Below are 14944 nucleotides of genomic sequence, written 5' to 3' on the forward strand. Positions count from 1 at the left end.
GGCTGGGCTGGGCTGGGGCTGGGGCTGGGGCTGGGTGTGACCGTGACTGGAGACTTTTGTTGCAGGGGCATGCGCGTTTGTGACGGAGTCGAGGATTGCCGGCGAAAAAAACAAAAACGGCCCTGGACGGGGGTGCCTACCATCTTTGCAAGTTTAAATAGGACGCCAGCAACAGACCGATGAAATCCCGACAGGCGTGCAGACGCTACGGCACGTACACCAAAACCACCTCATATCGGTATCCATCGTCAACTTCATAAACGTGAACCTGAAGGACCAAGTCACTTCTCCCCTCCTCCTCGGTGTAAAGATCAACCAAAACGTCCCAAAATTCCCCGTACCAAATGCAGACGGAAGAGTTCCAGGACTCATCTGGCAACTTCCTTAGTTGTGCACCATACGCATGAATACTCTCTTGGGCGTGCGCCCATACGTCCGGAGATTGGAGCGTTAGCTGCGGCAGCGATGGCTCGCCCCCTTGGATTAGGGCATCAACGATGGCGCTGAGCGTTGGCCGCCAAACCTGCGGCACTGGAACCTCATTTTCGCTATCTTTAGCTACGACCGTCTTATTCATTGCCCCTCTCTCGCATGCAATTGTTTGTGAAAATCCAAACAGACCTCGACATGATTGGACGATGTAGTGGGGCCGCCGGCGGGATCACGCTTAACATGATGCCCGGCGCACATGTTCCTATCAATTGACGTCCCGCAGCCTGTCGCGTACTGACCGCCCTGTTCCTTCATGCCTTACCGCCTGCGCCACCGGCACGAAGCTGCCCGGTTCGAACAGGTAGTGCACCGTGCGCCCGGTGGCGCCCTCGTACTGCGCCGGCTGATCTCCCACGCCAGCTGGTCACCGTCCCAGCCATACCGGGTGAAGCCGCACCCCAGTTCACGCTGCTTGCGCTCATGTTCGTTGCGGTTCCACTGCGAGCCGGCCTCGCGACATGGCTTGTAATGGGCACTGGAATGCTTGAACAGTCGCCGGCCCAGGGCATCGTAGGCAAACTCCACCGCCAGCCGCGCATTCTCGAAATGCATCAGGCGGTAGCGCGACAGCGCCGCCCGGCTGCCCCTTGCGCGGCGCTGTAGACCAGCCCGTGAATGCCGCTGCCGCTGGGCGACAGCTGCAAAAAGGCCAGTTTGTGCAGGAGGTTTTCCAGGTTCAGCGAAGCCCTTTCACTGACCAGTTCCAGTTCGAACTCGAACGGCTGGCTGAGCGCTTCGCGCCCGGTGAACGACAGCACCTGAAAGTCGCTGTCGACCCCGTCCAGGGTCAGGCTGAAATGGAGCTGGTTGGCCGCTGAGAACATCCGATGGTCCTCCTGCTGCAAAAACTTGGGTGCTTGAAAACTTGAGTGGCAGGCTGCCCCGACCGGCCAGGTCGGCTGGCCGGGGCAGTGAACTAACGCGCAGGCTTAGCCGGCGACCGGGGTACGCCAGTCGTCCGAGCCGGAAGTACCGCAGACCTTCTTGCGCAGTTGGTAAAAATCGAAGAATCGGTTTTTTGCTATTGCAATTCTGTAAAACACGGAAAATCGCAATTTCCCTGGCTAACAGCGCTGCGTGAAACTGAATTTATTTGACCGTTAGTCTGGATTTTTAGTGCACCCAATGGTGCCGATGAACAGCTACAAAAAAGGGCCCTGCCGTCACCGACAGGGCCCTTCTCTATTCAGCCATCTGCAATCAGCTGTACACACGCCCCAGCAACTGGCGGTGGCTCTCGAACTGGTCCAGCACGTCACGGGTGATCTGCTCGGCGGTAAAGCCCATCAGGTCATACTCCTGACTGCCGTTATGCAGGTACACCTCGGCACGGTAGTAACGCTGGCGCACTTCGCTGGCGCCCTCCACCGGTGCCTCGCTCGGCGCCGCCAGGTAACCGTCCAGGCTCACTTCGTAGACGAACGGGTTGCCCTCTTCCATCTCGATGCGCAAGCCCATCGCTTCACGCGACTGGCCAAGGCGGGTCTGCACCTGCAGGCCCATGCCCTGCAACTGCAGCGCGGCTTCCTTCAAGGCCGGGCTGACCTGCTTGTCCATGAAGCGCTGCACCATCGCCTGGGTCGGCTGCAGGTCCAGCTGCGACAGGCGCTCGCTGAAACCACGACGACCGCGCGCGGCGAGTTCCGCCTGCTCCTGCTCGACCTGGGCGTCCTGCTTCATGGCCTTGAACAGACCGAACATGAACACCACCAGCACCACCGAGAACGGCAGGCCGGCCAGTACCACCATGGTCTGCATGGCCTGGAAGTTGCCCACCAGCAACAGCCCGATGGTCACCAGGGTGATGATCGCCGACCACAGGATACGCAGCCAGTGCGGCGCATCCTCGTCCACGTCACCGCCCTTGCACGACAGGTTGGCCATCATCACCGCACCCGAGTCTGCCGGGGTCAGGAACAGCACGAAACCGACGAACACCGCCACGCCGACCACGATCTTGGCCGCCGGGAAGTGCTCCAGCAGCTGGTAGATCGACATGGCCGGCTGCTCCACCGCCGTGCGCCCAAGCTCCACTGCGCCATGGTTCATCACCAGGTCCAGTGCGGTGTTGCCGAAGATCGACAGCCACGCCAGGGTAAAGCCCAGCGGGATCAGCAGCACGCCAGCCACCAGCTCGCGCACGGTACGCCCACGCGAGATACGCGCGATGAACATGCCCACGAACGGGGCCCAGGAAATCCACCAGGCCCAGTAGAACAGGGTCCACAGGCCCAGCCAGCCCTCGGACCTGGCGTTGTCGCCTTCATACACGTACAGGTCGAAGGTCTTGAGAATCACACCGTTGAGGTAGTCGCCGATGTTCTGCACGAAGCCGTTGAGCAGGTGCAGGGTGTCACCGAACAGCAGCACGAACAGCAGCAGGCCGCTGAACAGCAGGATGTTCAGGTTGGACAGGCGGCGAATGCCGTTCTCCACACCCGACACCGCTGCAATCGTGGCCACGGTGCTCATCACCAGGATCACGATCAGCAGGTTGGTGTCGCTGTGCGCCATGCCGAACAGGTACTCCAGCCCCGACGACACCTGCATCGCGCCGATGCCCAGGTTGGTCACCAGGCCCAGCAGGGTCACGAACATGCCGAAGATGTCGACCGTGTGGCCGGCAGCGCCCTTGACCCAGCGCTCGCCCACCAGCGGGTACAGCGCCGAACGCAAGGCCAGCGGCTGGTTGTGGCGGTACGCGAAGTACGCCACGGCCAGGCCGACCAGGGCATAGATCGCCCAGCCGTGCAGGCCCCAGTGCAGGAAGGTCAGCTGCATGCCCTGGCGGGCAGCCTGCAAGCTGGCCGGCGCGCCTTCGGGCGGGTTGAAGTAGTGGTCCAGCGGCTCGGAGGCGCCAAAGTACAGCAGCGAGATACCGATACCGGAGGAGAACAGCATGCCGGCCCAGGCACCGTAGCTGAAGTCGGGCTTGTCGTCCTTGCCGCCAAGCTTGAGCTTGCCGTACGAGGAAAACGCCAGCCCGATGACGAACACCAGGTAGGCGCCGATCACCAGCATGTAGTACCAGCCGAAGCTGCGTGACAGCCAGGCTTGCGCCTGGCCGAGTATTTGACCCGCTGCGTCCGGGGCAGCGATCAGCAAGGCAGTCAACAACAGGATCAGCAGCGCCGAGGTGTAGAACACCACGCTGTTGACCCGGACCCTCTCGGCAGGGGTCTTGATAAGGGAGGCAGAACTCATTGCACAGATGCTCCAGGCAGTGCGAGAGAAAACACGAAACGACCCGTAACCCGCGCAATTGGTGCAATAGCCCTACTGCGTCAGGTGGTATAAAAGCACCTTGAAAAACCGTGATCCCAAACCGGGTACGTTGAAAAAAACAGCCCAAGAACCCCGCGATGAGGGTTCGCCACGCGGTGCGACACCACAGGGCACTGCTGTTCAACGCTCCGTTTAAACCCGTGCACGCCTTGCATTTCGGGGGTTACACGTCTTTTTGGGGTGCCAATCTGCGCCAGCGAAGGGTCAAAAAAACCTGTCAATGGCGCGAATTGTCGCAGAGCTTATTCTTTGTTGATTGAACGTTCAATCAAAACAAAATAGACTGGTCTTCGCCCAGGCAGCCGCTTGTCGTCTGCCCGAAGGCCTGAGGAGATTTGCAAGATGCCCAAGGTCGGTATGCAACCCATCCGCCGCCAGCAGTTGATCGAAGCCACCTTGACGGCCATCGATCAGGTCGGCCTGGGGGATGCCAGCATTGCGCTGATCGCCCGTTTGGCCGGTGTGTCGAACGGCATCATCAGTCACTACTTTCAGGACAAGAACGGCCTGATCGCAGCGACCATGCGCTACCTGATGAACGTGCTGATCGAGAATGTCTCGGCACGCCGCCAGGCGCTCACGGACGACAGCCCGCGGGCCCACCTGCAGGTGATCATCGAAGGCAACTTCGACGCCAGTCAGGTCAATGGCCCGGCAATGAAAACCTGGCTGGCCTTCTGGGCCGCCAGCATGCACCAGCCGTCTTTGCACCGGTTGCAGCGGATCAACGATCACCGCTTGTATTCCAACCTGTGCTGCCAGTTCCGCCGCACGCTGCCCCCTGCCTGAAGCACGCAGCGCGGCCCGCGGACTGGCTGCCCTGATCGACGGGCTGTGGCTGCGCGGCGCGCTGTCGGGGGATGCCTTCGACACCGGCCAGGCAAAGCAAATCGCTTACGAATACATGGATCTACAACTGGCTAAACAGCAGCGCCCGGACACACAGCCCCAGGCCTCTGAACCACCGCGCGTCGCGATTGCCAAACAAGCAGGAGCACAGCGCGCATAGCCAACACACACTGCACTTGCGAGGACACTATGGCCCGTTTCGAAACGCAAAAACTCTACATTGATGGTGGTTATGTCGACGCTTCCAGCGGCGCCACCTTCGACGCCATCAACCCGGCCAACGGCGAAGTCCTCGCCCAGGTGCAACGCGCCAACGCAGCCGACGTCGAGCGTGCGGTAGAAAGCGCCGAACGTGGCCAGAAAGTCTGGGCGGCCATGACCGCCATGCAGCGTTCGCGCATCCTGCGCCGCGCTGTCGACATCCTGCGCGAGCGCAACGATGAGCTGGCCGCGCTGGAAACCCTGGACACCGGCAAGTCGTACTCCGAAACCCGCTACGTCGACATCGTCACCGGTGCCGACGTGCTCGAATACTACGCAGGCCTGGTGCCAGCGATCGAAGGCGAGCAGATCCCGCTGCGCGACAGCTCGTTCGTCTATACCCGCCGCGAGCCGCTGGGCGTGACCGTGGGTATCGGCGCGTGGAACTACCCGATCCAGATCGCCCTGTGGAAGTCCGCCCCGGCCCTGGCCGCCGGCAACGCGATGATCTTCAAGCCATCGGAAGTCACCTCGCTGACCACCCTGAAACTGGCCGAGATCTACACCGAAGCCGGCCTGCCGGACGGCGTGTTCAACGTACTGACCGGCAGCGGCCGCGACGTCGGCAGCCTGCTGACCGAACACCCGCGCATCGAGAAGATCTCCTTCACCGGCGGCACCACCACCGGCAAGAAGGTCATGGCCAGCGCTTCGAGCTCTTCGCTCAAGGAAGTGACCATGGAGCTGGGCGGCAAGTCGCCACTGATCATCTGTGAAGATGCCGACCTGGACCGCGCCGCCGACATCGCCATGATGGCCAACTTCTACAGCTCGGGCCAGGTGTGCACCAACGGCACCCGCGTGTTCATCCCGGCCTCGATGAAAGCGGCATTCGAAGCCAAGATCGCCGAGCGTGTGGCCCGCATCCGTGTCGGCAACCCGCAGGACGAGAACACCAACTTCGGCCCGCTGGTCAGCTTCGCCCACATGGAAAGCGTGCTGGGCTACATCGCCAAGGGCAAGGCAGAAGGTGCCCGCGTGCTGTGTGGCGGCGAGCGCCTGACCGACGGTGAGTTCGCCAAGGGCGCCTTCGTGGCCCCGACCGTGTTCACCGACTGCGCGACGACATGACCATCGTCAAGGAAGAGATCTTCGGCCCGGTGATGAGCATCCTGTCCTACGAGACCGAAGAAGAAGTGATCCGCCGCGCCAACGACACCGAGTACGGCCTGGCCGCCGGTGTCTGCACCAACGACATCAGCCGCGCGCACCGCATCATCCACCAGCTGGAAGCGGGCATCTGCTGGATCAACGCCTGGGGCGAATCGCCGGCCGAAATGCCGGTCGGTGGCTACAAGCAATCCGGTGTCGGCCGTGAAAACGGTGTCAGCTCGCTGGCCCAGTACACTCGCATCAAGTCGGTACAGGTCGAGCTGGGCAACTACGCCTCGGTGTTCTAAGCACCCGTGTAGCCGCGCCCGGGCCGCACGGTCCGGGCGCCTCCCCCGCTCCCCTGCTCACTGCCAATGAGGGTACGCAACATGTCCCACGTATTTGACTACATCATCGTCGGGGCCGGCTCGGCCGGTAACACCCTGGCGACCCGCCTGACCGAAGACGAAGGCGTCACCGTATTGCTGCTGGAAGCCGGCGGCCCGGACTACCGCGCCGACTTCCGCACCCAGATGCCGGCCGCGCTGGCCTTCCCGCTGCAGGGCCGGCGTTACAACTGGGCCTACGAGACCGATCCGGAGCCGCACATGGACGGCCGCCGCATGGAGTGTGGTCGCGGCAAGGGCCTGGGTGGCTCGTCGCTGATCAACGGCATGTGCTACATCCGCGGCAATGCCATGGACTACGACGGCTGGGCCAAGCTGCCAGGCCTGCAAGACTGGTCGTACCTGGACTGCCTGCCGTACTTCCGCAAGGCGGAAACCCGTGACATCGGCCCCAACGACTACCACGGCGGCGAAGGCCCGGTCAGCGTCACCACGCCCAAAGCCGGCAACAACCCGCTGTTCCACGCCATGGTCGAGGCCGGCGTGCAAGCCGGTTACCCGCGTACCGAAGACCTCAACGGCTACCAGCAGGAAGGGTTCGGCCCGATGGACCGTACCGTCACGCCGAACGGCCGTCGCGCCAGTACCGCACGCGGTTACCTGGACACCGCCAAGAAGCGCTCGACCCTGACCATCGTCACCCATGCCCTGAGCGACCGCGTGCTGTTCGAAGGCAAGCGCGCCGTGGGCGTGACCTACCTGGTGGGCGCCAGCGAAGAGCGCGTCGAAGCGCGTGCACGCAAGGAAGTCATCGTGTGCAGCGCGCCATCGCCTCGCCGCAACTGCTGCAGCGCTCGGGCGTCGGCCCGGCGGCCCTGCTCGAAAGCCTGAACATTCCGGTGGTCCACGACCTGCCGGGCGTGGGTGAAAACCTGCAGGACCACCTCGAGCTGTACCTGCAGTACGCCTGCACCCAGCCGGTGTCGCTGTACCCGTCGCTGCTCTGGTACAACCAGCCGGCCATCGGTGCACAGTGGCTGTTCGCCGGCACCGGCATCGGCGCCAGCAACCAGTTCGAGGCCGGCGGTTTCATCCGTTCGCGCCCTGAGTTCGAGTGGCCGAACATCCAGTACCACTTCCTGCCGGTGGCGATCAACTACAACGGCAGCAACGGTGTACAGGAGCACGGCTTCCAGGCGCACATGGGCTCGATGCGTTCGCCTAGCCGCGGTCGTATCCAGCTCAAGTCGCGCGACCCGCGCCAGCACCCGAGCATCCTGTTCAACTACATGGCCACCGAGCAGGACTGGCAGGAGTTCCGTGACGGTATCCGCCTGACCCGCGAGATCATGGCGCAGCCGGCGCTGGACGCCTACCGTGGCCGCGAGATCAGCCCGGGCGCCGAGGTGCAGACCGACGAGCAGCTGGATACCTTTATCCGCGAGCACGCCGAAACGGCCTTCCACCCATCGTGCTCGTGCAAGATGGGCAGCGACGAGATGGCCGTGGTCGATGGCGAGGGTCGCGTGCATGGCATGCAGGGCCTGCGCGTGGTCGACGCCTCGATCATGCCGATCATCACCACCGGCAACCTGAACGCGCCGACGATCATGATGGCCGAGAAAATCGCCGACAAGATCCGTGGCCGTCAGCCACTGCCACGCAGCACGGCCACGTACTATGTGGCCAATGGTGCGCCGGTCAAGGGCAAGGCGCTGCGCGAGGTGGCGCAGGCTTAAGACCCCGCAGCCCCCTTCGCTGGCAAGCCAGCCCCCACAGGTTTATCACTGCTCTTGAGGGCAGCGCGGTACCTGTGGGAGCTGGCTTGCCAGCGAAAGCATCCGTATTGGCAACAGCAGATCAAGCACCCGGGCGGTGCTTTTTTTGTACCCGCGATAATCGCTTTACAGCCCGCTAACTCATCAGGTTAGAATCCTTGGCACGCGACCTGCTAGCCGAAGTCAGGCAAAAAGCAAGTCGACCTTTTTCTGCACTGCCCTGGAGTACTGCCTTTGGATGCGTCCACCATCAATAGCCTGTTCTTGATCGGCGCATTGCTGGTAGGTGCAAGTATCCTGGTCAGTTCACTCTCCTCACGCCTGGGCATCCCGATCCTGGTGATCATCCTGGCCGTGGGCATGGTCGCCGGCGTCGACGGCGGCGGCATCATCTTCAACAATTACCCGACCGCCTACCTGGTGGGCAACCTGGCGCTGGCCGTGATCCTGCTCGACGGCGGCCTGCGCACGCGGGTCTCGAGCTTTCGCGTAGCCCTGTGGCCGGCGCTCTCGCTGGCCACGGTGGGGGTGATGATCACCACCGGCCTCACCGGCCTGGCCGCCGCCTGGCTGTTCGACCTGAACCTGATGCAGGGCCTGCTGATCGGCGCCATCGTCGGCTCAACCGACGCCGCCGCAGTGTTCTCGCTGCTGGGCGGCAAGGGCCTGAACGAACGGGTCACCGCCACCCTGGAAATCGAGTCGGGCAGCAACGACCCGATGGCGGTGTTCCTCACCGTGACCCTGATCGAAATGATCGCCAGCGGCCAGAACGGCCTGCACTGGGGCCTGCTCGGGCACCTGCTGCGCGAGTTCGGCATCGGCAGCCTGCTCGGCCTGGGTGGCGGCTGGCTGATGCTGCAGTTGGTCAACCGCATGAACCTGGCCGGCGGCCTGTACCCGATCCTGGTGATCAGCGGTGGCCTGGCGGTGTTCGCGCTGACCAACGCCCTGCACGGCAGCGGCTTCCTCGCGGTGTACCTGTGCGGCCTGGTGCTGGGCAACCGGCCGATCCGCAGCCGCCACGGCATCCTGCACATGCTCGACGGCATGGCCTGGCTGGCACAGATCGGCATGTTCCTGGTGCTGGGCCTGCTGGTCACGCCCCACGACCTGCTGCCCATCGCCCTGCCGGCACTGGGCCTGGCACTGTGGATGATTTTGTTCGCACGGCCGCTGTCGGTAATGGTCGGGCTGCTGCCGTTCAAGGCCTTCCATGGCCGCGAAAAAGTATTCATCTCATGGGTCGGCCTGCGTGGCGCGGTCCCGATCATCCTTGCGGTGTTCCCGCTGATGGCCGGCCTGCCCGACGCGCAGCTGTACTTCAACCTGGCGTTCTTCATCGTGCTGGTATCGCTGCTGGTGCAGGGCACCAGCCTGCCGTGGGTGGCGCGCCTGCTCAAGGTGACCGTACCGCCGGACCCCGCGCCCATTTCGCGCTCGGCCCTGGAAGTGCACATCACCAGCGAGTGGGAGCTGTTCGTGTACCGCCTCGGTGCAGAGAAGTGGTGCATCGGCGCCGCCCTGCGCGAGCTGAAAATGCCCGAGGGCACGCGTATCGCCGCGCTGTTTCGTGGCCAGCAACTGCTCCATCCGTCGGGAAGTACCACCCTGGAGGTGGGTGACCTGCTGTGCGTGATCGGCCACGAACACAACCTGCCGGCACTGGGCAAGCTGTTCAGCCAGGCGCCGCAGCGCGGCCTCGACCTGCGCTTCTTCGGCGACTTCGTGCTCGAAGGCGACGCAGAACTGGGGGCTGTAGCGGCGTTGTACGGTTTGCAGCTCGACGGCCAGGACCCGCACATGCCGCTGGCGCGCTTCATCGTGCAGAAGGTCGGCGGTGCGCCGGTGGTGGGCGACCAGATCGAATGGAACAGCACCTTGTGGACCGTTGCGCTGATGGAAGGGAACAAGATCCTCAAAGTGGGGATCAAATTCCCCGAAGGTTCTCGACCCGGCCCCGGGTTGTTCCTTTAAACTTCGATTCTCTGCCCGGTTCTACGACGTCTGCCTATGTCCCTGCGCACTGTTTTTAGCGCAGCCCTGCTCGGGCTGTGCCTGTCCCTCTCCCTCGCCCACGCGGCGGAGCCGCCTTCCACTGCGAGTGTCCAGCACAGCCTGGACAAGATCGCCGAGCGCAAGCTGCCCGAGGCAGACCAGAAGGCCCTGCAGCAGGTGCTGGAACAGACCCTGGGGTTTCTCGCCTCGCGCGAGGACTACGACAAGCGCCTGGCCGCGCTCAAGCTGCAACTGACCGACGCGCCACGCCAGACCAGCGAAAACCTGCGCGAGCTGACCAAGCTCAAGGACAGCAAGACGATCCCGGTGGCCCAGCGCTACGCGGCGCTGAACGTGCCGCAGCTGGAGCAACTGCTGTCCGAGCGCACCACCCAGCAGGGCGAGCTGCAAAAGGCGCTGTCCGAAGCCAACAGCCTGATCATCAATTCGCAGACCCGCCCCGAGCGCGCCCAGGCCGAGATCAGCAGCAACCAGACCCGCACCCAGCAGATCAACAGCACGCTCAAGCTGGGCAAGGACAACGGCAAGACGCTGTCGGCCGAGCAGCGCAACCAGCTCAACGCCGAACTGGCCTCGCTCACCTCGCTGACCCTGCTGCGCCGCCAGGAACTGGCCGGCAACAGCCTGCTGCAAGACCTGGGCAACAGCCAGCACGACCTGCTGATCGAGCGCGCCACGCGCCTGGAACAAGAGATCCAGGACCTGCAGACGCTGATCAACCAGAAGCGCCTGGCGCAGTCCCAGCAAACCGTCACCGAGCAGTCCATCGAGGCGCAGAAGGCCGGCGGCAGCAGCGTGCTGGCCACCGAAAGCGCGGCCAACCTCAAGCTCTCCGACTACCTGTTGCGCAGCACCGACCGGCTCAACGAGCTGACCCAGCAGAACCTCAAGACCAAGCAGCAGCTCGACAGCCTGACCCAGGCCGACCAGGCCCTGGACGAGCAGATCAGCGTGCTCAAGGGCAGCCTGCTGCTGTCCAAGATCCTCTACAAACAGAAGCAGGCGCTGCCGCACCTGAAGGTCGACCGCGACCTGGCCGACCAGATCGCTGACATCCGCCTGTACCAGTTCGAGGTCAACCAGCAGCGCGAACAGATCAGCAGCCCCAGCAGCTATGTCGAAAAGCTGCTCGGGACCCAGCCGCCCGAGAGCGTTACCCCGCAGTTGCGCAAGGCGCTGCTGGAGGTAGCGATCACCCGCAGCGACCTGCTCGAACGCCTGAACCGCGAGCTGAGCGCCCTGCTCAACGAATCGATCACCCTGCAACTGAACCAGAAGCAATTGCTGAGCACCGCGCAGAACCTGCGCGGCACCCTCGACGAGCAGATGTTCTGGATCCCGAGCAACAAGCCGCTGGACGTGGAATGGTTGCGCAGCGTACCCGAGCGCCTGCAAAAGCAGGTGGTGAGCCTGCCGTGGGGCTCCGGCATCAACGAGCTGGCCGACGGCCTGACCCAGCGCCCGCTGCTGTTCCTGCCGCTGCTGCTGCTGATCGGCGCCCTGCTGTGGCGGCGCAAGTACCTGTATGCGCGCCTGAGCAAGGTTCACCAGGATGTCGGCCACTTCAAGCGTGACAGCCAGTGGCACACGCCCCAGGCGATCCTGATCAACATCCTCCTGGCCATGCCATTGAGCCTGGGCCTGGCGCTGTGCGGCTACGCCCTGCAGATCGACGCCCGCGGCCAGAACGCCAACCTCGGCGCCGCGCTGTGGCAGATCGCCCAGGCCTGGCTGGTGTTCTACACCGCCTACCGCATCCTGGCACCCGGTGGCGTGGCCGAGCTGCATTTTCGCTGGGAGAAGCCCCAGGTCGAGTTCCTGCGCGGCTGGATCCGCCGCCTGGGCAGCGTGGTGCTGGCGCTGGTCGGCGTGGTCGCGGTGGCCGAGCATCAGCCCTCGGCGCTGGCCGAAGACGTGCTCGGCATCGGCGTGGTGCTGACCTGCTACGCACTGATGGCCTGGCTGCTCAGCCGCCTGCTGCTGAGCAGCCCCACCCACCGCAACACCTCGCTGTTCCGCAAGGCGGTGGGTGTGGCGTTCACCGCCTTGCCGGTGGCGCTGTTCATCGCCGTGTGCTTTGGCTACTACTACACCGCGCTCAAGCTCACCGACCGCCTGATCGACACGCTCTACCTGCTGATGTTCTGGCTGGTGATCGAGGCCGCCTTCGTGCGCGGCCTGGCCGTGGCCGCGCGGCGCCTGGCCTACCAGCGCGCGCTGAGCAAGCGTAACGCGACCAAGGAAGGGCTGGACGGCGAAGTGATCGTCGAAGAGCCGACCCTGGACATCGAGCAGGTCAACCAGCAGTCGCTGCGCCTGATCCGCCTGGCGCTGCTGGGTGGCTTCATGGCCGCGCTGTACTGGGTGTGGGCCGACCTGATCAGCGTGTTCGCCTACCTCGACAACATCACCCTGTACGAGTACACCAGCGGCACCGGCGCGGCCATGAGCATGGTGCCGATCAGCCTGGGCGACCTGCTGGGTGCGCTGGTGATCGTCGGCATCACCTTTGCCTTGGCCGGCAACCTGCCGGGCCTGCTCGAAGTGCTGGTGCTGTCACGCCTGAACCTGGCCCAGGGCAGCGCCTACGCCACCACCACGCTGCTGTCGTACGTGATTGCCGGGGTCGGCTTCGTCACCACGCTGTCGACCCTCGGGGTGAGCTGGGACAAGCTGCAATGGCTGGTGGCGGCGCTGTCGGTGGGCCTGGGCTTCGGCATGCAGGAAATCTTCGCCAACTTCATCTCCGGCATCATGATCCTGTTCGAACGCCCGGTGCGCATCGGCGACACCATCACCATCGGCAACCTGTCGGGCACGGTGAGCAAGATCCGCATTCGCGCCACCACCATCACCGACTTCGACCGCAAGGACATCATCGTCCCCAACAAGACCTTCATCACCGGGCAACTGATCAACTGGTCGCTGACCGACACCATCACCCGGGTGACCCTCAAGCTGGGCGTGGACTACGGCTCGGACCTGGACCTGGTGCGCACCTGCTGCTGCAGGCGGCCAACGAGAACCCGCGGGTACTCAAGGAGCCGCGCCGATCGTGTACTTCCTGAACTTCGGCGAAAGTACCCTGGACCACGAACTGCGCATGCACGTACGTGACCTGGGCGACCGCAACCCGGTGCTCGACGAGATCAACCGCTACATCAACAAAGAGTTCAAGAAGCAGCACATCAACATCTCGTTCCGCCAGATGGAGGTGTACCTGAAGAACATGCAGGGCCAGGAGTACAAGATGGTGCCGGTCGAAGCGCCGAACAAGACCGTGCTGCCCGATCCGCCCACCGACGCTTCAGGAGATGGCCGTTGAAAGCCCTTGATGAGCTGACCTTCGACAACCGCTTCGCCCGCCTGGGCGATGCGTTCTCCACCCATGTGCTGCCCGAGCCGATTGCCGAGCCGCGCCTGGTCGTGGCCAGCGATGCGGCCATGGCGCTGCTCGACCTGGACCCCACCCAAGCGTGCTCGCCGGTGTTCGCCGAGCTGTTCAGCGGGCACAAGCTGTGGGCCGAGGCCGAGCCGCGGGCCATGGTCTATTCGGGGCATCAGTTCGGCGCGTACAACCCGCGCCTGGGCGACGGCCGCGGGTTGCTGCTGGGCGAGGTCTACAACGCTGCCGGCGAGCACTGGGACCTGCACCTCAAGGGCGCGGGCCAGACGCCGTACTCGCGCATGGGCGATGGCCGCGCGGTACTGCGCTCCTCGATTCGCGAGTTCCTGGCGTCCGAGGCGTTGCACGCGCTGGGCATCCCCAGCAGCCGCGCCCTGTGCGTGATCGGCTCGAGCACGCCGGTATGGCGCGAAACCCAGGAGCGCGCGGCCATGGTGCTGCGCCTGGCCCCGAGCCACATCCGCTTCGGCCATTTCGAGTACTTCTACTCACACCCGCCAGCCCGAACAGCAGCGCGAGCTGGCCGAGCATGTACTGAACCTGCACTTTGCCGAATGCCGCGAGCAGCCCGAGCCGTACCTGGCGATGTTCAGGACCATTGTCGAGCGCAATGCCGAGCTGATTGCGCGCTGGCAGGCCTATGGCTTCTGCCATGGGGTGATGAACACCGACAACCTGTCGATCCTGGGCATCACCTTCGATTTCGGGCCGTTCGCCTTCCTCGATGATTTCGATGCCGGCTTCATCTGCAACCACTCCGATGATCAGGGGCGCTACAGCTTCAGCAACCAGGTGCCGGTCGCGCACTGGAACCTCAGCGCGCTGGCCCAGGCGCTGACGCCGTTGATCAGTGTGGAGGCGTTGAAAGAGGCGCTGGGCCTGTTCCTGCCGTTGTACCAGGCGCATTACCTGGACCTGATGCGCCGGCGTCTGGGGCTGACCGAGGCGCGCGACAACGACATGGCGCTGGTGGAGCGTCTGCTGGAACTGATGCAGAAAGGGTCGGTGGATTACACGCTGTTCTTCAGGAAGCTGGGCGACCAGCCGGCAGGCGACGCGGTGCAGGTGGTGCGCGATGATTTTGTCGACCTGGCCGGGTTCGACGCCTGGGCGGTGGCGTACCTGGCGCGATTGGCTGAAGAGCCGGGCAATGCCCAGGGGCGGCGCGAACGGATGCATGCGGTCAACCCGCTGTACATCCTGCGCAACTACCTGGCCCAACGTGCCATCGAAGCAGCCGAGGGTGGGGATTACGAAGAGGTGCGGCGCTTGCACCAGGTGCTGACGCGGCCGTTCGACGAACAGCCGGGCATGCAGGCCTATGCCGAGCGGCCACCGGAGTGGGGCAAGCACCTGGAGATCAGTTGCTCATCCTGATGTACCTGGTTTGACTGCACCGGCCTCTTCGCTGGCAA

Annotated in this window: 3 protein-coding genes and 6 pseudogenes; 6 read left to right on the forward strand and 3 right to left on the reverse strand. The window is 63.9% G+C overall.

Annotated features, from left to right (window positions below):
• Positions 1-205: 205 nt before the first annotated feature.
• The 3 genes and pseudogenes from G3436_RS29065 to betT form a co-directional block, all read right to left on the reverse strand.
• Positions 206-577: a DUF7668 domain-containing protein gene (locus tag G3436_RS29065; RefSeq protein ID WP_420801242.1), complete on the reverse strand. Its 372-nt coding sequence runs from the start codon at positions 575-577 to the stop codon at positions 206-208.
• Positions 578-972: 395 nt separating this feature from the next.
• Positions 973-1316, reverse strand: a pseudogene (locus G3436_RS21940) (contractile injection system protein, VgrG/Pvc8 family); the annotation flags it as partial.
• 376 nt (positions 1317-1692) lie between these two features.
• Positions 1693-3696, reverse strand: a complete 2004-nt coding sequence (betT, locus tag G3436_RS21945) for a choline BCCT transporter BetT (RefSeq protein ID WP_163949416.1) — start codon at positions 3694-3696, stop codon at positions 1693-1695.
• Between the two features lie 423 nt (positions 3697-4119).
• On the opposite strand from betT, the pseudogene betI reads away from it, so the two are divergent.
• From betI to selO, 6 genes and pseudogenes are all read left to right on the forward strand, one after another.
• Positions 4120-4786 (forward strand): annotated as a pseudogene (gene betI, locus G3436_RS21950) (transcriptional regulator BetI).
• Between the two features lie 29 nt (positions 4787-4815).
• Positions 4816-6287, forward strand: a pseudogene (gene betB, locus G3436_RS21955) (betaine-aldehyde dehydrogenase).
• A gap of 81 nt (positions 6288-6368) precedes the next feature.
• Positions 6369-8065, forward strand: a pseudogene (gene betA, locus G3436_RS21960) (choline dehydrogenase).
• 273 nt (positions 8066-8338) lie between these two features.
• Positions 8339-10081: a potassium/proton antiporter gene (locus G3436_RS21965; protein WP_163949420.1), complete on the forward strand. Its 1743-nt coding sequence runs from the start codon at positions 8339-8341 to the stop codon at positions 10079-10081.
• Positions 10082-10117: 36 nt separating this feature from the next.
• Positions 10118-13448: pseudogene (gene mscK / locus G3436_RS21970) on the forward strand (mechanosensitive channel MscK).
• Positions 13445-14906, forward strand: a pseudogene (selO, locus tag G3436_RS21975) (protein adenylyltransferase SelO). The pseudogenes mscK and selO overlap by 4 nt, the downstream one beginning before the upstream one ends.
• The last annotated feature ends 38 nt before the right edge of the window (positions 14907-14944 follow it).

Origin of the sequence: Pseudomonas brassicae, from assembly GCF_010671725.1 — a bacterium.
In the GTDB taxonomy this organism is placed as follows: domain Bacteria; phylum Pseudomonadota; class Gammaproteobacteria; order Pseudomonadales; family Pseudomonadaceae; genus Aquipseudomonas; species Aquipseudomonas brassicae.